The organism is Rossellomorea vietnamensis (assembly GCF_025398035.1).
GTDB lineage: Bacteria > Bacillota > Bacilli > Bacillales > Bacillaceae_B > Rossellomorea > Rossellomorea vietnamensis_B.
On record NZ_CP104558.1, the window covers coordinates 3763961 to 3782386 of the forward strand.

The window sequence follows — 18426 nt, forward strand, 5'->3', positions numbered from 1 at the left end:
CTGCTGTTTAAGTTGATAATGGAATATCCTTGTGACTCGCTTCCGCTTTGGTAATATCCTTCTCTGGCGGATTCCGTTTGAAATAATAGAGAAGGACGAGAACGACGGACACGGCCAAAATCGCATATACGGACACGAATAGGATGAATAGGGTTCCTAAGTTCCCTGAAGTGGTCACCGAGTCTTCCGTACTGAGAATACGGTAGATCGTCCAAGGCTGTCGGCCGGTACAGGCGAAAATCCAACCGAATTCGATGGCCATGATCGACAGCGGGCCACCCGCAACGAATGCCCACATCAGCCATTTCGGGAACCGGTCCTTTTTCAGTAATTTGTTCCATACATAGGCGACCAGTGACAGTAAGATAAGCAATGAGCCGATCCCGACCATCGCATTAAATAAGGTATGGACGAATAGAGGCGGCCAATATTCTTCAGGGAAGTCGTTCAATCCGATCACTTCCGTATCGAAACTGTTCCCGGCAAGGAAACTGAGGGCCCACGGAATTTCAATCCCCCACTTCACTTCTTGTGTGACAGGGTCGGTGAATCCTCCAACCGAAAGGGGAGCATGAGTCTGGGTTTCGAACAGACCTTCGGCGGCTGCCAATTTCTCAGGTTGATACTCATGGAGCTTCTGGGCTGATTCATGTCCATTGATGGCGGTCAAGAATGCGAAGACACCCCCGACTAATAAGCAAATCATGAGCGACTTTCGGTGAAAGGCATAAATTCTCGAACCGAAAGAAGATCGGAGCATTTTAAATGCGGACACCGTCGCAATCGTAAACGACCCGACTACATAGGCCGATAACGCCACGTGTCCGGCTGTCACGAAGAAACTCGGATTAAAGAATGCCTTCCACGGATCTACGTTGGTGATTTGTCCGTTTATGATTTCAAATCCCGCAGGCGTTCCTTCAAACGCATGGACATTGGTGATCAATACGGCTGAAGCAAGACCGCCAATGGCAACAAGGACCAGGCTCACGATCCTCATCCATGGTGCGATCCGGCTTGCTGCATATACATAAATGGACATAAACAATGCTTCCACAAAGAAAGCATAGATTTCAATTTGAAACGGCAGGGCCATGACGCGCCCGATGACCTCCATGAATCCCGGCCAAAGGAGTGAGAGTTGAACGCCGGCGATCGTCCCGGTTGGGATACCCACCCCTAACAGAACGGCAAACGCCTTCGTCCAGCGCTTCGCCATCACCGAATAATCAAGGTCATTGGTCCGTTGAAACATGATTTCGGCCACGAGGATCATTAACGGAATACCTACTCCAAGTGTGGCAAAAATGATATGAAACCCCATGGTGATCCCAAACATGGAACGAGCGATTACTAATTCATCCATTTTCAAATCTCCCTTACTAGTCTTTAACATTTCCTTATTGTCCACTTAATGGAAAATAATATTCATGTTTTTTGGGAGGGAGATTTTCTATTTTGGGAGAGTGTTAAACCTTCACCGATTATAAACACCATAAAAAAAGAGCGGCCACCGTGGCCACTCTTATTGCAATGCTTTTTGTAATGTATCGATGTTCCTTTTCATCAGTGAAAAATAATCCTCATCCTTTTTTCGATCATCTGCTGTAAGGACGGATAAGTTATGAAGTGTCAGTGACTTCGCACCAAGCTCATTTTGGACGACTTCTGTCAGCCGTGAAGAGACGTTTTGTTCAAAGAGAACGTATTGAACATTGTCTTTTTTTCCTTTTTCGATGATTTTCTTCAGCTCCTGCTGGGATGGTTCATTGGCTGTATTCAAGCCGGCGATGGCTTCCTGGTGAAGTCCGTAGCGTTCTTCCCAATAGCTGTAGGCGGCGTGGGACACGTAAAATGTCTTCTTTGGCGCGTTGTCAGCCATCTTTTTGAACTCAGCATCCAACTCGTCCAGGTCACTCGACAACGTTTCAAGATTAGCCTGGAACTCATCCTTATGCTCGGGCATTTCCTTCGAGAGGGTGTCGGCGATATTCTTGGCCATTTCCTTCGAATATACGGGATCCAGCCAGATGTGAGGGTTCACATCATGGTGATGGTCGTCATGGTCGTGTTCATCAGCCTCTTCTTCATGAGGCACTTCGATACCTTTGCTTGTCGGTACCACAGTAACGCCTTCATTTTCTAATAGTGATTTGGAGTTTTCAACGAATCCTTCAAGGCCCATTCCAACATAGAAGAAAACGTCCCCGTCAGCCATCTTCATCATATCTTTCTGAGATGGTTCGAAGGTGTGTTCATCGGCACCTGGAGGGTAGATACTTTCAACATCCACATAGTCCCCGCCGATTTTTTTCGTGAAATCCTCCAGTGGATAGACGGTCGTGTAAATTTCTAAAACATCTTTCTTTTTGCCGTCCTGAGCGGAGTCGGCTCCGCAGGCAGACAATACGAAAATCAATAATAATAGCAAACTCATGCGAATATAGTTCAAGAGGAATCCTCCTTTTTTAGTGGTATTCATTCCTTAACTGTAATGATTACGATTTAGCACAAAGGTTATTTTACTACCGATAAGGGGAATAAGCAAGATAAATGGATTATTTTTATAAAAAAAAGACTGCCTCCCGATTTGGAGCCAGCCTGAATCATTTATCTTTTTGCCGTGGCCATTCTTCCGGCACGTGGTCGATCCCTCCAGGATGAAATGGGTGACATTTCACGATCCGCTTGATCGTCAGCCAGCCGCCCTTTAGTGCGCCAAACCGGCTCACGGCTTCGACACCGTAATGGGAGCATGTAGGATAAAAGCGGCAAGTAGGGGGTTTAAGGGGAGAAATGACGCGCTGGTAAAACTTGAACAATACTAACAATACTTGTTTCATAATCCGTCTCCCTGTTGATTTTCTTTTACTATATCAGAATCTGGAGGGGGATTGAAAGATTTTGGCCTGTCAGCCCGGGTAGGAAAATAGGATTTTCGCCTAATTCAGATTAAGTTGATGAAATAACTATGAATTTACGTTATACTATGAAGTAGAAACTAAATGGGAGTGATTTTAATGCCTTCAGTAGAAAGCTTTGAATTAGATCATGATGCAGTGAAAGCACCATATGTGAGACATTGCGGTGTCCATAAAGTGGGAAGCGACGGACTTGTGAATAAGTTTGATATCCGTTTCTGTCAGCCGAACAAGCAGGCGATGAAGCCTGATTCCATTCATACTCTTGAGCATTTATTAGCCTTCACGATCCGTAAATATGCTGAGCCGTATGCTCATTTTGATATTATTGATATTTCCCCGATGGGTTGCCAAACGGGCTATTATTTAGTCGTCAGCGGTGAGCCGAAAGTGGAAGAGATCATCGACCTGTTGAATGCTACCATGAAAGAAGCGGTAGAAATCGAAGAAATTCCTGCAGCCAATGAGAAGCAATGCGGGCAGGCGAAGCTTCATGACCTGGAAGGGGCCAAGAAACTGATGCGTTTCTGGCTGAGTCAGAGCAATGAAGAATTGAAGCAAGTATTTGCATAAAGAAAAACCACCGTTCATCATGAGCGGTGGTTTTTTTGAATTTATTCTTTCTTTTCCTCATCCTGTTTCATCTGTTCGAGGTGAGGATTGTTTTCGAGTGGATCGACTGTATGTTTAACGGTTGTATAGGCTTTGGACGTTGTAAGGGCACTGACGAAAATCACCAGGATACATATGACAACCGCAATAATCAGGACAAGAGTCATTGACATCATGCAACCCCCTTTTTTCACTATTTTACCATAGAAGGATCGGCCATATAGGAGAAAAAACAACATTTTTATGACGTTTCCTATGTTTTCCATTGGATGTTTGGTATTCTGAATATAGTATGCACGATCCTTGAAAGACGAAGCGAGGGGGAAGATACCATGGAAATGTCTTCTATGATGGGAAAACAGGTGGCTGAGCTTCAGAGGACGCTCAGCATGAACCTGCTTAAGAGCCAGATGGCGACTCAAACGGCTCAGGTCACGGTGATGATGAGGGATCTGCAGGCCAGTCAACCTGCTCCTCATCCAAGTAAAGGACATGCAGTGGATATAAAAGGATGAAAAGAGCGTTGCTCCGGTTAATCGGGGCAACGCTTTTTTTGCGAAAAGATTTCGGCTTAATGAAGGCTTTTCTTCTCCAGTCTCACCCGTTCCTCGCTGTTGGACCATTTTTCTTTCAATGTTTCAAATATGTATAAGCGGAAGAAGTATTGCAATTCTTCTGTTTCCATTTCCTGGATCATTTCCAATAATTCATTCCTGGATGTATCTTCTAAGATTGTAAGGGCAATGAGGTCTAAGTCTTCGTCGGTACCTTTGATTCTTCCACGGTACATTTCATAAATCTCTTCGATCAACTTCATGCACTTCACCTCCCTTTTGTTTCATTTTAACATGAACGTTTATGAATTACTCTACATATTATGCTAGGACAACTCTTATTTGTCTTTACCCTTTTATCGGACTTTTTAACCGTGTAAAGGCGTTCTGCCGCCCGCGTCCGTCGTTTCACTGGTGATGAAAAAGTTGTCTGCGATAAACCAGCCACTAGAAAAAGGAGATGCTTTAATTGGAGAAAAGCTTGCTGTTCGTTGGCTCGGGTCTCAGTGCCCTTATTCTTAATTTATTCGGAGAGTGGGACATGTTGATTACGTTTCTGTTGATCGCCGTGACCCTCGATTATTTTACAGGGATGATCGCAAGCGGGATCGAAGGAAAACTTTCAAGCAAATTCGGTATAAAGGGGATCGGCCGGAAAGTGCTGATTTTCTCGCTTGTCACCGTTGCTCATCTTATTGATACTATACTAACAAATCAACACTTTATTCGTAATGCGACGATTATTTTTTATTTATGCAATGAGTTGATTTCGATCATTGAGAATGTCGGGAGAGCAGGAGTGCCCGTACCGGAATTTTTGCGGAAAGCGGTTGAAGTGTTGAAGAAGAAATCCAAGTGAATAGAATTCCGTCAATTGAGGAAAATGAAGGGTAAGTACAGTGAAGGAGTGGGAAGATGAGCGAAGAACGACATGATTATTATATTGAAGTGGCCACCGGTGAAATTTCAAGAAGCTCGACGGATTCCGAATGGAACTTTAAAATATCTGCGACCGATGAAGAAATCACCCAGCTCCGGGAAGTGTTTGATTCCAATCATTCGGTCGACTGGCAAAATTTCTACAGGGCTCACGTTCCTTATGTTCAATACCATTTTGACCGGGAAAATGATGCCTATGATGAAAATCTGCATCAAGTGTATGAAATGCTTCACCGGCTGGGAGATGAAGACGTCAAGACTTTCATCGAAAGCATAGGCATCCTCGACTCCAAGCCTCATGAAGATCACGAGTAATGATAAAAGTGTTGGTTCAGAAGTGATATCTGTGGACCAATGCTTTTTATTTGTGGTTAGATGAAAGAAAGTGTGTACGGATGAGGTGACGTAGATGGAACGGTTTATAGATGAAAATGGCAAAAGAGTGGAATTATCCTTTCATGAGGGGGAGTTTCAACAGGAGTCCTGCCATGTCCTTGTAATCTGCCGCTATAAAGGGCGATGGGTATTGACCCGCCATAAAAAAAGGGGTCTCGAGTTTCCAGGTGGGAAGAGGGAAAAGGGGGAGACCCTTGAGAACGCTGCAGTCCGCGAAACGTTTGAAGAGACGGGGGGAGTGATCAAAGAGCCCCTTTTCATTGGGGAATATAAGGTGTTTGACCACACACCATTTGTCAAAACGATTTTCTTTGCGGAAGCAGAAGAGATGATCCAAAAAGATGATTACCTGGAAACAGAAGGGTCCGTGCTTTGGGACGGTGATTTTACACAGATTCACGAAGACCCTTCCTTTAGTTTCATCATGAAGGATCGGGTGGTGGAATCGGCACTGAAAAGGGTAAGAGACCTCGATCTTATGACTTGATCCATTTCTTCTCGAGCTGCTCCACGAGCTTATACATAATGGTTGCGAATACGGCTATGACGAGTAGGGAGAGAAGGACTAGTGTGAAGTTGAAGACCTGGAATCCGTAGATGATCATGTATCCGAGACCTTTGGCGGACACAAGGAATTCCCCGACGATGACACCGACCCAGGATAGCCCTACATTGACTTTCAAGGTCGAAATGATGGTAGGGAAGGAAGCGGGGAGGATGACTTCTTTAAACATCTGTCCCCGTTTCGCCCCGAATGTCTGCATCACCTTCAAGTAATTCGGGTCGACTTCCCGAAAGGATGTATAGACGACGATGGTGGTGATGATGACAGAGATGACGGTTCCCATGGCAATGATGGACGTGAAGCCCGGTCCGAGTCCGACAATCAGGATAGGTCCGAGGGCGACCTTAGGCATGGCGTTCAGGATGACAAGATAAGGGTCCAATACTTTCGAAAGAAACGGAGACCACCAAAGTAAAGCGGCAAGCAGGGTGCCTAGCAGGGTGCCGAGGATGAATCCGATGACGGTTTCCCCAAGTGTCACAGACAGGTTGGCTAAAAGGCTCCCGTCCCCCAACTTCACGATGAACAGCTTCCATATCTTCGAAGGCGAACTGAAGATGAGGGGGTCCACCCAGCTGTTTCGACTGGCGATTTCCCACAGTGAGAAGAAGACGGTGAAAATAAGGGCTTGATAAAACCAAACCCATCGCTGCTCTCTTTTCAATGATTGAATGTATTCCTGGTGTTTTTGTTTAATCGATTCTTGATTCAAGTTTCTCAAGCTCCTTCCAAATCGTCTGGAAAAATTCCGGATACGCTTCATGATTTCTGACCTCGAAGGGCATCAATCCCTTTAACGGTTGTGGCACTTCGAATATGATATGGACACGCCCCGGTTTCGAACCGAATAGAATGATGCGGTCACTCATGGAAATCGCTTCCCCGATATCATGTGTGACGAGGATGGCCGTTTTCCCGAAGGACTTCAAAGTGGAAAACACCAGGTCCTCTAACTTCAATTTCGTTTGATAATCAAGTGCAGAGAAAGGTTCATCCAGGAGAAGCAGTTGGGGCTCGGTGATGAGTGTCCGGATCAGTGCGACCCGCTGACGCATTCCCCCTGACAATTCCCGTGGGTAGGATGTCTCTACACCCTCAAGGCCCATTTCCCTCAATAAAGCATATGCTTCTTTTCTTTTGTCCTCTGTCAGGTTCCCCATAATGGCCAATCCGAGAAGAATATTCTCTTCAATCGTTTTCCACGGGAACAGATAGTCCTGCTGAAGCATATATCCCAATTTTTTCTTCATATTCCTGATGGGCTTATTGTACAAGGTGACGGTTCCTTCTGTCGGCTGAATCAGGCCGGCAACGATGGAAAGCAGCGTCGTCTTTCCGCATCCCGATGGACCGATGAACGAGACGAATTCACCTTCCTCTACCTGCAATGTTATGTCTGTGAGGGCATGGGTGGCCGTTTTCGGTGAAAAGTAGGTGTGGTGGACGGAATCGATCGATAGAAAGTTCACTGTTTTAAGCCTCCATTTTCGAATTTTTTTACAACGGAAGGGCTGACATGTGTCAGCCCCCGGGTGTTGCTACTTTGATGCTTTTTCAGCGATGGAAGTGTTTACGAGCGTTTTGTGATCAATTGACTGAGGGAGTTCTCCTGCTTCATCCATGATGGCCTGAAGATTGTTCCACTCTTCTTCATCCAGGATCGGGTCTGTGGCGAAGGAGCCTTGTGATTTATACCGGTCGACAACCGTCTCGATTAAATCCACTTCCGTATCTTCGAAGTATGGCTCAATCACTTTGGCGATGTCGGCCGCTGAATGTTCTTCCACCCATTGCTGAGCTTTGTAAAGGGCTTTCGTGAATTTCTCCACCGTTTCTTTGTTCTCTTTCATGTAACTGTCTTTCGCCATGAAGGTTGTGTACGGCACATGCCCTGATTCGGTCCCAAAGGAAGCGACGATATGGCCTTTTCCTTCTTGTTCAAAGATGGAGGCGGTCGGTTCGAATAATTGGACGTAGTCGCCTGTACCGGATGCAAAGGCATTGGCAACATTGGCGAAATCAATGTTCTGGATCAGGTTCAAATCGTTCTGCGGATCGATGCCGTGGTTCTTCAACACGAATTCCCCGACCATTTGCGGCATGCCGCCTTTACGCTGTCCAAGGAAGGTTGATCCCTTCAACTGATCCCATTCGAAGTTCTCCACCTTTTCCCTGGAGACGAGAAACGTACCGTCGGTTTGGGTTAATTGAGCGAAGTTGATGACGGGATCATCCGACCCTTGTGCATGGACGTAGATGGACGTTTCAGAGCCGACCAGTGCGACATCCGCACCGTTTGATAAAAGGGTGGTCATCGTCTTATCCCCTCCCCATGTGGTGGTCAGTTCAATGTCGAGTCCTTCTTCTTTAAAGAATCCTTTTTCGATTGCTACATATTCAGGTGCGTAAAAAATCGAGCGGGTCACTTCCGCTACACGAACCTTTTGGACAGCCTCCTCTTTTTCTCCACATGCAGTCAATCCAATGGTCAGCATAAGAATGAGGAATACACCTAAACCGCTTCGAAGCCATTTTTTCAATTTAATCTTCCTCCTTTACTTTTCACGTAATCAGTAGTCGGGATGAGTGCAGCCTAACCTTGTTTATTTGGTTGGCAGTAGGGTAGGATGGTCATAAAGCAACGTGAATTCCATTTGCTAAAATAGTCTATGTAGAGTATAAAAAATGTGTGAATACCCATAGCACGTTTTGAAAGGAAGAGAATATGAAGAACGGAATGATCGTGAAGAAAACGTTGTTTCCCTCTCCGAACCCTCATGTCAAATTATATGAAATCACCTATATATCCTCGGGACTGAGGGTGAAGGGCTTGCTGGCAGAGCCTGTTTTAAAAGGTACATACGATGGTTTCCTTTATTTAAGGGGAGGGATCAAAGGTGTCGGCATGGTCAGGCCCGCCAGGATCGCTCAGTTCGCATCACACGGATTCATCGTGTTTGCGCCATATTACAGGGGGAACCTAGGGGGAGAAGGGAATGAAGATTTCGCCGGGGATGACCGACAAGATGCTGTTGCAGGAGTGGAACTGTTGAGAAATCACTCCCGGGTGGCAAAGAATCGTATCCATGTTTTCGGCTTCTCGAGGGGCGGCGTCATGGCCCTGATGGCAGGGATCGAGTCGAGGGACGTGACGTCCATCGTCACATGGGGAGGTGTGTCTGATATGTTCTTGACGTATGATGAACGAAAGGACATGCGGAGAATGATGAAGAGGGTGATCGGGGGAAGTCCGAATAAAGTGCCCGAACGATACGAATGGAGGACTCCCCTGTATTCACTTGAAAACCTTGAGGCCCCGGTCTTGATCATTCATGGTGAAAAAGATCAGAACGTTTCCGTCGAGCATGCATATAGATTAGAAAAAAGATTGAAGGAGCTCGGGAAGCGGGTTTCGTCCCATTATTTCAAAGAGTTTACGCACTACTTTCCGCCACGGAAGAATCAAGAAATCGTTTCCCTGCTGGCATCATGGATGAAAAATCAATAAACTAATAAGGATTGAGGTCATATAAGATGGGCATGGGTCTGGAATTGAATACGATGATTGTGACTAAAGGAAAAGAAGTGAGAAAAGAAGAGAATCTGTTTCAGCTTCAAAAGGACGGATACCGGCTCTATCCGATGCATCTTCCCATAGATGTGAAAAAAACGAAGCACAGTGATCCGAGTGGTTTCGGAAGAATTGAAAAGATGGAGTGGAAGGATGAGAAGACGACGATCGTCTACCGGCTCATTTCCCTCAATTCCACCAATTGAAAACGGAAGGCTGTAAACAAATGCTTACAGCCTTCCATTTTATTTGATTTCCTCATATAGCAGATAGCGGTTATCCTTCGTTTGTGCGATCAGATAGTTCTTGTGGTCTTTTACGCTATAAATGGGGGTACCTTCCGCCAGTGTGTTAGCGGTGAAATTATTGACGGGGTGATACTTGGTTTCGATCTTTTCTTTAATGGATCCCACCTTTTTCTGAAGGGTGAGTTTCTTCTCGGCAGATACCTTCACATACTCTTTGTCGTTCACGACCATCATATCCCCATACCCGCATAATTCATACGATGCAGGTTTCTTCTCCCCGCAGGCACTCAATAGGAATACACATAACACTAATACGGCCAGACGCTTCATATGTCTCCTCCTTTTCCATTCCGCACATACTCAAAAGATATTCAAGCTTGTACGCTAACATGATATTTTTTCCGCTTTTTTTATGGAAATGGTGCTTCCTTAATTCTTCAGATTTGTGTAAACTAAAATGTATAAGAAGTTTACATACATAAGGGGGATTTACACATGAATGGAGAAAAATTGAGGATGATCATTCACTGTGCCATCTTTGCTGCCATGACAGGAATTTTCGCACAGATTGAAATACCACTGCCACTCGTTCCCATCAGCGGCCAAACCCTGGCAGTCGGGATCACGGCTACGATTCTTGGAAGCAGATACGGGGCGCTGTCCTTGATATGTTATGCGGCACTCGGCGCGGTAGGGGTCCCGGTGTTTGCCGGTTTCAGTGGAGGGGCACAGGTCCTGGTCGGTCCGACAGGAGGCTATATCTTCGGATTTATCATTGCGGCTTACTTCACAGGACTCATTCTTGAAAAAACGAGATTTACGATTCCAATGGCGATGATCGCCAACACGGTCGGCATGATCATCACGTTGATCCTTGGAACCATCCAACTGAAATTTGTGGCGGATCTCGGCTGGAGTCAAGCGATGGCAGCGGGGGTTTATCCATTTATCGTCGTGGGACTGATCAAAGCATTCCTGGCAAGCTGGATTGGAATCACCGTAAGAAAACGATTGGTACAGGCAAAATTGATCCAGAACCCGAACGTGGCAGCATAAGAAATAAGTGGACTCCTATTTATAGGAATCCACTTTTTTTAGTTGAATTTATACATTGACCAATAACCGATATCTTTGAATCCGATACGCTTATAAATTTTTCCTGCTTCAGGATTATCATAAAAAAGGCATAGTTCTTTTCCTTCGTTCAATACGTCACGGCAAAGCTTTGTCATGCACTCTGTTGCGTAGCCCTTTTTCTTGTATTGGGGATGTGTGCATACGGCGACGATCATGGCGGACATGCTGTTTTCCGCTGTTGTGGAAGCGGAAGAAACGAACTTTCCGTCCTCTTCTACATAGTAACTGCGGGCTACGCCCTTTTCCATCCCATGCTTTCTTTTCTCTACCGTAAAACTTCCTTCACTGAATTCCGGGATAGCGTTCAAAAGCTCCACGAGTTGAGGTAGATCGGTGAAAGAAGCTTCTTTCACATGAGGAAGCTCCCGGTCTTCCATGGAGGATGCACTGTCACATTTGGCGTAATACATATGTCTTTTCGAATTGATTTCCCTGGATAAGAAGGGTTCAACTTCAGTGACAATCCGTTTCAATCCTGAAACGATGCTGTAGTCTTCTGTTCCGTTGATAATGGCGGCAAAGCCTTCTGCGTCAAAATCCCCCATGGAATAAGGGATGAAATTTTCCCTGTATTTGAGGAGGATCCCCCTGAGATTTCCTTCCTCATCAAAATCTCCCCAAATCTTCTGGAAATCCTGTTCATACCCAAAGGCTTCGATGTCTCCGATGATGAACAAGTTCTCAGCAGGCTGCTGCTGAATGAGTCGCTGACAAATAACATGATCTTTCTCTGTAAGCTGTCTGATCATCTCTATTCCCCCTGTAAAATTTAATCATAATCATACCAAAATTAGTAATATTTAGTAAAGTATTATTTTTCTTTAGGATCGTAATAAAAGAATAGGGAAATGGTAGTGGTTTTAAAATTCACCTTTTAGGGAAACTTATGATCAATAACAGTTTTTCTATAACAGTTCTAAGGAGGAGCACACATGCTTTGGACCATCATCGGAATCTTATTAGTTCTTTGGTTACTAGGATTGATCTTTAAAATCGGTGGAGCCGTCATCCATGTTCTACTGATCATCGCCGTTGTCGTATTCTTATTTAACAGAATCACCGGCCGCAAAAAAGGGCTATAACCATAACAAAGGTCCGTCCCTCTGATTTGAGGGACGGACCTTTGTATGTTAAGTGATTTATTTTACGGACGGGCCGCCTTTTTGTTCGATGTCAGAAGGGACGTTCGAGAATTTCTTGAAGTTCTCGTTGAATTTATGAGCAAGTTCTTTTGCTTTCACTTCATAGGCCGCTTCATTGGACCATGTCTTCTTAGGTTGAAGCACTTCGTCTGGAACACCAGGAACGTGAACCGGGATGTTCAGGCCGAAAATCTCGTCTGTTGCCGTTTCCACATTCGTAAGTTCACCCTCAAGGGCCGCCTGGATCATGGCGCGGGTGTAGGAAAGCTTCATGCGATTCCCAACCCCGTATTCTCCGCCGGTCCAACCTGTATTCACGAGGAATACTTGTGCATTGTGCTCATCGATCTTCTTACCAAGCATCTCTGCATAGCGAGTGGCAGGAAGAGGGAGGAACGGTGAACCGAAGCATGTCGAGAATGTAGCCTGTGGTGACGTGATTCCACGCTCTGTACCTGCAAGCTTCGATGTATAGCCGCTTAAGAAATGGTACATCGCCTGTTCTTTTGTCAGCTTGCTGATCGGAGGTAATACCCCGAAAGCATCAGCTGTTAAGAATACAATTGTATTTGGGTGTCCTGCGATACTTGGCTCCACGATGTTTTCCATCGCTTGAAGGGGGTAGGCAGCACGCGTGTTTTCTGTTAAAGTGTTATCATCATAATCCGCGATGCGGGACATATCATCAAGAACGACATTTTCCAGGACGGAACCGAAACGGATCGCATCAAAGATCTGAGGTTCTTTTTCACGTGTAAGCCCGATGCACTTAGCATAGCATCCGCCTTCAATATTGAATACGCCGTTCGGGGACCAGCCGTGCTCGTCATCACCGATCAAGCGGCGGTTAGGGTCAGCGGATAAAGTCGTTTTCCCTGTACCGGACAATCCGAAGAACAATGCAACATCGCCTTCACGACCGACGTTCGAAGAGCAGTGCATGGAAAGGATGTCGGATTCAGGAAGTACATAGTTCATGACCGAGAAGATCGACTTCTTCATTTCACCGGCATATTCCGTACCACCGATCAATACGATTCTTTTTTCAAATGAAACGATGATGAACGTTTCGGAGTGAGTGCCGTCGACTTCAGGATCAGCCTTGAAGTTCGGGGCTGAAATGACGGTGAATTCTGACTTGTGATCTTTTAACTCTTCTGCTTCCGGGCGAATGAATAATTGGTGGGCAAACAGATTATGCCAGGCAAATTCATTGATCACCTGGATCGGTAGTCTATGTTTCGGGTCGGCACCTGCGAACCCTTTAAATGAAAATACTTCTTCTTTTTCTTTTAAGTATTCGATGACTTTCGTATATAATTTATCGAACGATTCCGATGAGATCGGCTGATTGACAGAACCCCATTCGATTTTATCTTTCGTCGTTGGTTCTTCCACAATAAATTTATCTTTAGGAGAGCGTCCTGTGTATTTACCAGTTTCTGCTCTGATTGCACCTGATGAAGTTAAAACGCCTTCATTTCGCTGAAGGACCTTTTCGACTAGTTGAGAAACAGATAATTGTTCCTGGATGTTTTGACCATTAAGTAATTCCGTTAATTCATTAGACATGCTCACTGAATTCATTCGAACCCTTCCTTTATATAAATTTATTTAAATGGTATCGTTTACTTTACAAAAATAGTATAACACAATCAAGCTATTAGTCTATACTATTTATTTAATTTTATAATGTGTCTTCATTTTGTCACATTTCTTGACCGAATAAAGCATGTTTCTTCTTATTTATATGAAATCCACCTCTAAATGTTTAGCCTCATTACCCCATTAGGTTATGTAATGATAAAAAAACAGGTTGAAACCATGAAAGGAATGGTTAAACCTGTCATTCAAAAAAAGTTGACACCACTTGTCCTAACCGTTATCATTGTTCCTTGAACGGATACTCTTATCCTGAGCTGGTGGAGGGAGCAGACCCTATGAAACCCAGCAACCTGCTAAATAGTGAATGGATCCATTTCTTTAATGAATCCGATTAAGCGAAGGTGCTAAACTGAGGCAAGGTCTCTAAAACCTTGAACGATAAGAGAGAAAAGGCGCGGCTATGATCTGAAACCTTTCCTCTGAAGCTTTTTTCCTGAGGAAGGGTTTTTTCTGTTTATAGTGGACCACATGCACATAAATCATGATTGATTGATAAAAGAATCATGTTTACTTCATACTACTTAGGGAAATGAGTACCGTATCTGTTTACTGTTTTGTCAGAAGAAGATTTTTGACAAATATGCTTAAGGAGGAACCTTGATGTCAACTAAACGTCGTCTGTTTACATCTGAGTCCGTAACCGAAGGACATCCAGATAAAATTTGTGACCAAATCTCTGATTCAATTCTTGATGCAATTCTTACCAATGATCCGAATGCACGTGTAGCGTGTGAAACGTCTGTCACGACGGGTCTTGTGCTCGTTGCCGGTGAAATCACTACGAATACGTATGTCGATATCCCGAAAATCGTTCGTGAAACGATCCGTGAAATTGGCTATACCCGTGCGAAATACGGCTTTGATGCTGAAACATGTGCGGTTCTGACTTCCATTGATGAGCAGTCTGCGGATATCGCTCAAGGTGTCGATCAGGCCCTTGAAGCCCGTGAAGGTCAAATGACGGATGAAGAAATCGATGCAATCGGTGCTGGTGACCAAGGGTTGATGTTCGGATTCGCTTGTAATGAAACGAAAGAGCTTATGCCTCTTCCGATCTCCCTTGCACACAAAATCTCCCGTCGCTTAACGGAAGTACGTAAAGAAGAGATCCTTCCTTACCTTCGTCCGGATGGAAAAACACAAGTAACCGTTGAATACGATGAAAACGATAAGCCGGTCCGCATCGACACGATCGTTATCTCGACTCAGCATCACCCTGAAGTGACGCTTGAGCAAATCCAGCGCAACCTGAAAGAATATGTCATCGACCCGGTTGTACCGAAAGAACTGATCGATGAAGAAACGAAATACTTCATCAACCCGACTGGCCGCTTCGTAATTGGTGGACCACAAGGTGATGCAGGTCTGACAGGACGTAAAATCATCGTTGACACTTACGGCGGATACGCCCGTCACGGTGGAGGTGCCTTCTCTGGTAAGGATGCAACGAAAGTGGACCGTTCAGCGGCCTATGCAGCGCGCTATGTTGCGAAGAACATCGTGGCAGCGGGACTTGCTGAGAAATGTGAAGTTCAATTAGCGTATGCAATCGGTGTGGCGAAGCCCGTATCCATCTCCGTTGATACATTTGGAACAGGGAAAGTTTCAGAAGATGTATTAATTGACGTTGTGAGCAATAACTTTGACCTTCGTCCTGCAGGAATCATCAAGATGCTTGATCTTCGTCGTCCGATCTACAAGCAGACAGCTGCTTACGGACACTTCGGTCGCAATGACATCGATCTTCCTTGGGAACGCACGAACAAAGCGGATGCGTTGAAAGCAGAAGCATTGGCTGAATAATGAAAGATAGAAGAGACCAACACTTTTTGGGGTGTTGGTCTTTTTCGTGATTGCATTCTGGGTTGGTTTCTGAGAGGTATCAGACCCTCAAGAAAATCTTCCATGAGTATTCTCAAGGAGGATGGGGTATCCCAAGTATAGGAAGTTAAAAGGGTTTGATGTTCTTATAATACTGACCTTTTTCTGCGTATTCCCTTGAAATGCGCTTCATTTCACTGATATCGTGCTCATTGAGCTCCCTCACGACTTTTGCCGGTCGTCCAAACGCAAGGGTATTTGGCGGGATGACCTTCCCCTGGGGGACAAGGCTTCCGGCTCCGATGAACGCTCCTTCGCCGATTTCGGCATTATCGAGGATGATGGAACCCATGCCGATCAATGCCTTTTTCCTGATCTTGCAGCTATGTAAGATCACCCCATGTCCGACAGTCACTTCATCTTCAAGGATAAGAGGGTTATTTGGACTCTGATGAAGAATGGAGTTATCCTGTATATTTACTTTATCACCGATCTTAGTGGGAGCGACATCCCCCCTGATGACGGTGTTGAACCAGATACTCGATTCTTCACCAATCTCCACGTCCCCGGAGATGGTCACGTAATCGGCGATGAATGCCGAATGTGCGATGATGGGTTTTTTATCGTAATATGGATAGAGCATTTTTTACTACCCCTTTCAATAATATTTATTATAATAATGGTAGCAGAATTCATTCATGGAGAGAACTACAAAGGAGGATTTGTCATGTGGAAATGGGAATCAGATCAAGAGGCAAAGGCAGTCATCGTCATCATTCATGGGGCGATGGAACATCACGGAAGATATGGTTGGCTCATTGAAATGTGGCGTGCTGCAGGCTTTCACGTCGTCATGGGTGACTTACCCGGTCAGGGAATGACGTCAAGAAGTCAAAGGGGCCATATCGATTCCTTTGATGAATACATCGTGGAAGTGAAGGACTGGGTCCAGGCAGCCTATCAATTCGAATTGCCTGTCTTTGTGATCGGTCATAGTATGGGTGGGCTTATCGCCATAAGACTCCTTCAGGAATCCCATGTGAACGTAGCGGGTGTCATTTTATCCTCGCCTTGTTTGGGACTGGTTACGACCCCGGCTAAACCGGTCGAGCTATTATCCCTCGGTTTAAATAAAATCGCTCCGATGGTGAAGTTCCCGTCAGGTTTGACCATCGATATGGCGACCCGGAACGCAGATGTCCGGGAAATCGACAGCAATGATACGCTCTATATCACGAAAGTGTCTGTCCGCTGGTACAGGGAGCTTGTACAGGCGATGAAGCAAGCATTTGCCAACCTGGAAAAAATGCCAGACGTCCCATTGCTTGTGATGCAGGCGGGGGATGATAAAATCGTCGAAAAGAAGACAGTGAAAAAATGGTTCAATGAGCTGTCATTATCTGAAATGCATTACAAAGAATGGCCAAAGTGCTATCATGAAATTTATAATGAACCTGAAAGAGAAGAGATCTATGAGTATTCTAAGATCTTCATTGAAAGTCGATTGAAAGCGCTGGGATACATTTTGTAAAAGAGGTGATGAAATGTCGATACCAAGTGATCCCTTTTCATTAATGACAAGAGTGTACCGCACCGTTTTTCCCATCGTGCATGAAGAATTGGACGGCTGGAAAAAGCGGGCGGAAAAGATACCCAATCAGGAACTGAGAAACCAGGCACTTGCAAGCATCCAGCATAAAACGTTCCATTGCGAGGGAGGATCGATCCTTTCCCTTCTGGCATTGGATCATAAAGCAGATACGATCCGGTTCATCGTCGCGTATCAGACGATCAGCGATTACCTGGATAATCTGTGCGATCGCAGTGTTTCCCTTGATCCCGATGACTTTGCCCTCCTGCATCAGTCCATGAAGGATTCCTTGACGGTGGGGGCGGAACCCGTCAATTATTATGCATTAAGACGAGATCAGGATGATGGAGGATATCTCAGGGATCTGGTCCTGACCTGCCAATCCGTTCTAGGTAGCTTACGCCATTACGAAAGCATCAAGGATGATCTCCTGGAACTGTGTGAGTACTATTGTGATCTGCAGATACATAAACACGTGAAGAAAGAAGAGAGAGAGGGACGGCTTCAGGATTGGTTCGAAACCCATCGACCGAACCTGCCTGAAATGGACTGGTATGAATTTTCCGCATGTTCAGGTTCGACCCTTGGAATCTTCTGCTTAGTCTCTTATGCCAATCGAAGTGACTTCAAGCCTTCGCATACAGAGAAAATCAAGCGGGGCTATTTCCCATACATTCAAGGATTACATATCCTTCTCGATTACTTCATCGATCAGGATGAGGACCGGGAAGGGGGAGATTTGAACTTCTGTTTCTACTATGAAAATGATGAGCATTTAAAGGAGCGACTCATCCATTTTCTGCAGAAGGCCGATGAACATACCCATGAGCTTCCCCATGCTCACTTTCACCGTTTGATCAATAAAGGACTCATCGGAGTCTATTTGTCTGACGAGAAAGCCAGTAAACAGGCAAGCGTCCAATCCTTCTCCAAACAATTCATCGGAGAAGCCGGCTGGATCACCAGATTCTTCTACCTGAACGGGAAAATCTACCGCAAATGGAGAAACCGCAAAAAAACATCATAATAGACGATCGAGGGACGGACCTCCGAAATACTTCGGAGGTCCGTCCCTTTTTCTGTCTGTTTTCCCCAACCAAAGTTGGACACAGTCACCCAACAAGAGACCAAATATACCATAATTATACATAAATTTTTTGTTGATTTTCCTGGTTTAGTGACGATAGTCCTTTGGTTCTGTCGAGTGTATATGCACCTTTTTAACTATATTGAATTTATTTCGTAATACTAAATAACCAAATGT

At 45.0% G+C, this 18426-nt stretch carries 24 protein-coding genes and 1 riboswitch; of the genes, 12 read left to right on the forward strand and 12 right to left on the reverse strand.

The window, feature by feature from the left end; genetic code table 11:
• Window positions 1–7: 7 nt before the first annotated feature.
• The 3 genes from N5C46_RS19275 to yidD all read right to left on the reverse strand — a co-directional run bounded on the left by N5C46_RS19275 (window position 8) and on the right by yidD (window position 2843).
• Window positions 8–1366, reverse strand: coding sequence for a cytochrome ubiquinol oxidase subunit I (locus N5C46_RS19275; RefSeq protein ID WP_034765501.1), 1359 nt, complete (start codon window positions 1364–1366; stop codon window positions 8–10).
• Window positions 1367–1525: 159 nt separating this feature from the next.
• Complete coding sequence (locus N5C46_RS19280; protein WP_336275508.1) at window positions 1526–2452, reverse strand: metal ABC transporter solute-binding protein, Zn/Mn family; 927 nt, start codon at window positions 2450–2452, stop codon at window positions 1526–1528.
• A gap of 154 nt (window positions 2453–2606) precedes the next feature.
• On the reverse strand, window positions 2607–2843 hold the full coding sequence (yidD, locus tag N5C46_RS19285) for a membrane protein insertion efficiency factor YidD (protein WP_261749840.1): 237 nt from the start codon (window positions 2841–2843) through the stop codon (window positions 2607–2609).
• Window positions 2844–3020: 177 nt separating this feature from the next.
• On the opposite strand from yidD, the gene N5C46_RS19290 reads away from it, so the two are divergent.
• Complete coding sequence (locus N5C46_RS19290) at window positions 3021–3494, forward strand: S-ribosylhomocysteine lyase (protein ID WP_034765503.1); 474 nt, start codon at window positions 3021–3023, stop codon at window positions 3492–3494.
• A 41-nt stretch (window positions 3495–3535) separates the two neighbouring features.
• On the opposite strand, the gene ytzI is transcribed toward N5C46_RS19290, so the two are convergent.
• On the reverse strand, window positions 3536–3706 hold the full coding sequence (ytzI, locus tag N5C46_RS19295) for a YtzI protein (protein ID WP_229594227.1): 171 nt from the start codon (window positions 3704–3706) through the stop codon (window positions 3536–3538).
• Window positions 3707–3865: 159 nt separating this feature from the next.
• On the opposite strand from ytzI, the gene N5C46_RS19300 reads away from it, so the two are divergent.
• Window positions 3866–4048 (forward strand): hypothetical protein, encoded by a 183-nt coding sequence (locus N5C46_RS19300; RefSeq protein WP_224522109.1) that lies wholly within the window; start codon window positions 3866–3868, stop codon window positions 4046–4048.
• A 56-nt stretch (window positions 4049–4104) separates the two neighbouring features.
• Here the strand turns inward: N5C46_RS19300 and N5C46_RS19305 are convergent, their stop codons facing one another.
• The gene (locus tag N5C46_RS19305) at window positions 4105–4350 is read right to left on the reverse strand and encodes a DUF6154 family protein (protein ID WP_060672906.1); all 246 of its coding nucleotides are present in this window, start codon (window positions 4348–4350) and stop codon (window positions 4105–4107) included.
• A 206-nt stretch (window positions 4351–4556) separates the two neighbouring features.
• Between N5C46_RS19305 and N5C46_RS19310 the strand changes: the two genes are divergently transcribed.
• The 3 genes from N5C46_RS19310 to ytkD all read left to right on the forward strand — a co-directional run bounded on the left by N5C46_RS19310 (window position 4557) and on the right by ytkD (window position 5909).
• On the forward strand, window positions 4557–4946 hold the full coding sequence (locus N5C46_RS19310) for a phage holin family protein (RefSeq protein WP_261749841.1): 390 nt from the start codon (window positions 4557–4559) through the stop codon (window positions 4944–4946).
• Between the two features lie 56 nt (window positions 4947–5002).
• A complete protein-coding gene (locus N5C46_RS19315; protein ID WP_034765509.1) occupies window positions 5003–5341 on the forward strand; it encodes a hypothetical protein in 339 nt (112 codons plus the stop codon).
• 94 nt (window positions 5342–5435) lie between these two features.
• Window positions 5436–5909, forward strand: coding sequence for an RNA deprotection pyrophosphohydrolase (ytkD, locus tag N5C46_RS19320; protein WP_261749842.1), 474 nt, complete (start codon window positions 5436–5438; stop codon window positions 5907–5909).
• Here ytkD and N5C46_RS19325 read toward each other — a convergent pair.
• The 3 genes from N5C46_RS19325 to N5C46_RS19335 form a co-directional block, all read right to left on the reverse strand.
• Complete coding sequence (locus N5C46_RS19325) at window positions 5899–6699, reverse strand: ABC transporter permease (protein ID WP_034765514.1); 801 nt, start codon at window positions 6697–6699, stop codon at window positions 5899–5901. The two genes, ytkD and N5C46_RS19325, sit on opposite strands and share 11 nt — an antisense overlap.
• On the reverse strand, window positions 6680–7456 hold the full coding sequence (locus N5C46_RS19330) for an ABC transporter ATP-binding protein (protein ID WP_261749843.1): 777 nt from the start codon (window positions 7454–7456) through the stop codon (window positions 6680–6682). The genes N5C46_RS19325 and N5C46_RS19330 overlap by 20 nt, the downstream gene beginning before the upstream one ends.
• 69 nt (window positions 7457–7525) lie before the next feature.
• A complete protein-coding gene (locus tag N5C46_RS19335; protein ID WP_261752382.1) occupies window positions 7526–8482 on the reverse strand; it encodes an ABC transporter substrate-binding protein in 957 nt (318 codons plus the stop codon).
• 242 nt (window positions 8483–8724) lie between these two features.
• Between N5C46_RS19335 and N5C46_RS19340 the strand changes: the two genes are divergently transcribed.
• A complete protein-coding gene (locus N5C46_RS19340; protein WP_261752383.1) occupies window positions 8725–9495 on the forward strand; it encodes an alpha/beta hydrolase family protein in 771 nt (256 codons plus the stop codon).
• 26 nt (window positions 9496–9521) lie between these two features.
• Complete coding sequence (locus N5C46_RS19345; protein WP_079534072.1) at window positions 9522–9764, forward strand: DUF2584 domain-containing protein; 243 nt, start codon at window positions 9522–9524, stop codon at window positions 9762–9764.
• Window positions 9765–9803: 39 nt separating this feature from the next.
• Here N5C46_RS19345 and N5C46_RS19350 read toward each other — a convergent pair whose 3' ends face one another.
• Window positions 9804–10136: a hypothetical protein gene (locus N5C46_RS19350; RefSeq protein ID WP_224522113.1), complete on the reverse strand. Its 333-nt coding sequence runs from the start codon at window positions 10134–10136 to the stop codon at window positions 9804–9806.
• 165 nt (window positions 10137–10301) lie between these two features.
• Between N5C46_RS19350 and N5C46_RS19355 the strand changes: the two genes are divergently transcribed.
• Window positions 10302–10862 (forward strand): biotin transporter BioY, encoded by a 561-nt coding sequence (locus N5C46_RS19355; protein WP_261749844.1) that lies wholly within the window; start codon window positions 10302–10304, stop codon window positions 10860–10862.
• Between the two features lie 38 nt (window positions 10863–10900).
• Here the strand turns inward: N5C46_RS19355 and N5C46_RS19360 are convergent, their stop codons facing one another.
• Window positions 10901–11692, reverse strand: coding sequence for a GNAT family N-acetyltransferase (locus tag N5C46_RS19360; protein WP_261749845.1), 792 nt, complete (start codon window positions 11690–11692; stop codon window positions 10901–10903).
• Between the two features lie 183 nt (window positions 11693–11875).
• On the opposite strand from N5C46_RS19360, the gene N5C46_RS19365 reads away from it, so the two are divergent.
• Window positions 11876–12025, forward strand: a complete 150-nt coding sequence (locus N5C46_RS19365) for a lmo0937 family membrane protein (protein ID WP_106298475.1) — start codon at window positions 11876–11878, stop codon at window positions 12023–12025.
• Between the two features lie 57 nt (window positions 12026–12082).
• Here N5C46_RS19365 and pckA read toward each other — a convergent pair whose 3' ends face one another.
• Entirely contained in the window at window positions 12083–13672 is a 1590-nt protein-coding gene (gene pckA / locus N5C46_RS19370) for a phosphoenolpyruvate carboxykinase (ATP) (RefSeq protein WP_261749846.1), read from the reverse strand.
• Between the two features lie 319 nt (window positions 13673–13991).
• A riboswitch (SAM riboswitch) is annotated at window positions 13992–14135 on the forward strand.
• Between the two features lie 215 nt (window positions 14136–14350).
• On the opposite strand from pckA, the gene metK reads away from it, so the two are divergent.
• Window positions 14351–15553, forward strand: a complete 1203-nt coding sequence (gene metK / locus N5C46_RS19375; protein WP_261749847.1) for a methionine adenosyltransferase — start codon at window positions 14351–14353, stop codon at window positions 15551–15553.
• Window positions 15554–15698: 145 nt separating this feature from the next.
• Here the strand turns inward: metK and N5C46_RS19380 are convergent, their stop codons facing one another.
• Entirely contained in the window at window positions 15699–16214 is a 516-nt protein-coding gene (locus N5C46_RS19380; protein WP_261749848.1) for a gamma carbonic anhydrase, read from the reverse strand.
• A gap of 84 nt (window positions 16215–16298) precedes the next feature.
• Between N5C46_RS19380 and N5C46_RS19385 the strand changes: the two genes are divergently transcribed.
• Together N5C46_RS19385 and N5C46_RS19390 are read left to right on the forward strand one after the other, a co-directional pair.
• Window positions 16299–17102, forward strand: coding sequence for an alpha/beta hydrolase (locus tag N5C46_RS19385; RefSeq protein ID WP_261749849.1), 804 nt, complete (start codon window positions 16299–16301; stop codon window positions 17100–17102).
• 13 nt (window positions 17103–17115) lie between these two features.
• A complete protein-coding gene (locus tag N5C46_RS19390) occupies window positions 17116–18189 on the forward strand; it encodes a tetraprenyl-beta-curcumene synthase family protein (protein WP_261749850.1) in 1074 nt (357 codons plus the stop codon).
• The last annotated feature ends 237 nt before the right edge of the window (window positions 18190–18426 follow it).

What these genes read in the sequence shown, in the direction of transcription:
- N5C46_RS19340 (WP_261752383.1), top strand. Translation starts at nt 8,725, where the DNA reads ATGATCGTGAAGAAAACGTTGTTTCCCTCTCCGAACCCTCATGTCAAA.
- N5C46_RS19365 (WP_106298475.1), top strand. Translation starts at nt 11,876, where the DNA reads ATGCTTTGGACCATCATCGGAATCTTATTAGTTCTTTGGTTACTAGGA.
- N5C46_RS19360 (WP_261749845.1), bottom strand. Translation starts at nt 11,692, where the DNA reads ATGATCAGACAGCTTACAGAGAAAGATCATGTTATTTGTCAGCGACTC.
- ytzI (WP_229594227.1), bottom strand. Translation starts at nt 3,706, where the DNA reads ATGTCAATGACTCTTGTCCTGATTATTGCGGTTGTCATATGTATCCTG.
- N5C46_RS19345 (WP_079534072.1), top strand. Translation starts at nt 9,522, where the DNA reads ATGGGCATGGGTCTGGAATTGAATACGATGATTGTGACTAAAGGAAAA.
- N5C46_RS19350 (WP_224522113.1), bottom strand. Translation starts at nt 10,136, where the DNA reads ATGAAGCGTCTGGCCGTATTAGTGTTATGTGTATTCCTATTGAGTGCC.
- N5C46_RS19290 (WP_034765503.1), top strand. Translation starts at nt 3,021, where the DNA reads ATGCCTTCAGTAGAAAGCTTTGAATTAGATCATGATGCAGTGAAAGCA.
- yidD (WP_261749840.1), bottom strand. Translation starts at nt 2,843, where the DNA reads ATGAAACAAGTATTGTTAGTATTGTTCAAGTTTTACCAGCGCGTCATT.
- pckA (WP_261749846.1), bottom strand. Translation starts at nt 13,672, where the DNA reads ATGAATTCAGTGAGCATGTCTAATGAATTAACGGAATTACTTAATGGT.
- N5C46_RS19315 (WP_034765509.1), top strand. Translation starts at nt 5,003, where the DNA reads ATGAGCGAAGAACGACATGATTATTATATTGAAGTGGCCACCGGTGAA.
- metK (WP_261749847.1), top strand. Translation starts at nt 14,351, where the DNA reads ATGTCAACTAAACGTCGTCTGTTTACATCTGAGTCCGTAACCGAAGGA.
- N5C46_RS19335 (WP_261752382.1), bottom strand. Translation starts at nt 8,482, where the DNA reads ATGCTGACCATTGGATTGACTGCATGTGGAGAAAAAGAGGAGGCTGTC.
- N5C46_RS19300 (WP_224522109.1), top strand. Translation starts at nt 3,866, where the DNA reads ATGGAAATGTCTTCTATGATGGGAAAACAGGTGGCTGAGCTTCAGAGG.
- N5C46_RS19355 (WP_261749844.1), top strand. Translation starts at nt 10,302, where the DNA reads ATGAATGGAGAAAAATTGAGGATGATCATTCACTGTGCCATCTTTGCT.
- N5C46_RS19390 (WP_261749850.1), top strand. Translation starts at nt 17,116, where the DNA reads ATGTCGATACCAAGTGATCCCTTTTCATTAATGACAAGAGTGTACCGC.
- ytkD (WP_261749842.1), top strand. Translation starts at nt 5,436, where the DNA reads ATGGAACGGTTTATAGATGAAAATGGCAAAAGAGTGGAATTATCCTTT.
- N5C46_RS19380 (WP_261749848.1), bottom strand. Translation starts at nt 16,214, where the DNA reads ATGCTCTATCCATATTACGATAAAAAACCCATCATCGCACATTCGGCA.
- N5C46_RS19385 (WP_261749849.1), top strand. Translation starts at nt 16,299, where the DNA reads ATGTGGAAATGGGAATCAGATCAAGAGGCAAAGGCAGTCATCGTCATC.
- N5C46_RS19275 (WP_034765501.1), bottom strand. Translation starts at nt 1,366, where the DNA reads ATGGATGAATTAGTAATCGCTCGTTCCATGTTTGGGATCACCATGGGG.
- N5C46_RS19305 (WP_060672906.1), bottom strand. Translation starts at nt 4,350, where the DNA reads ATGAAGTTGATCGAAGAGATTTATGAAATGTACCGTGGAAGAATCAAA.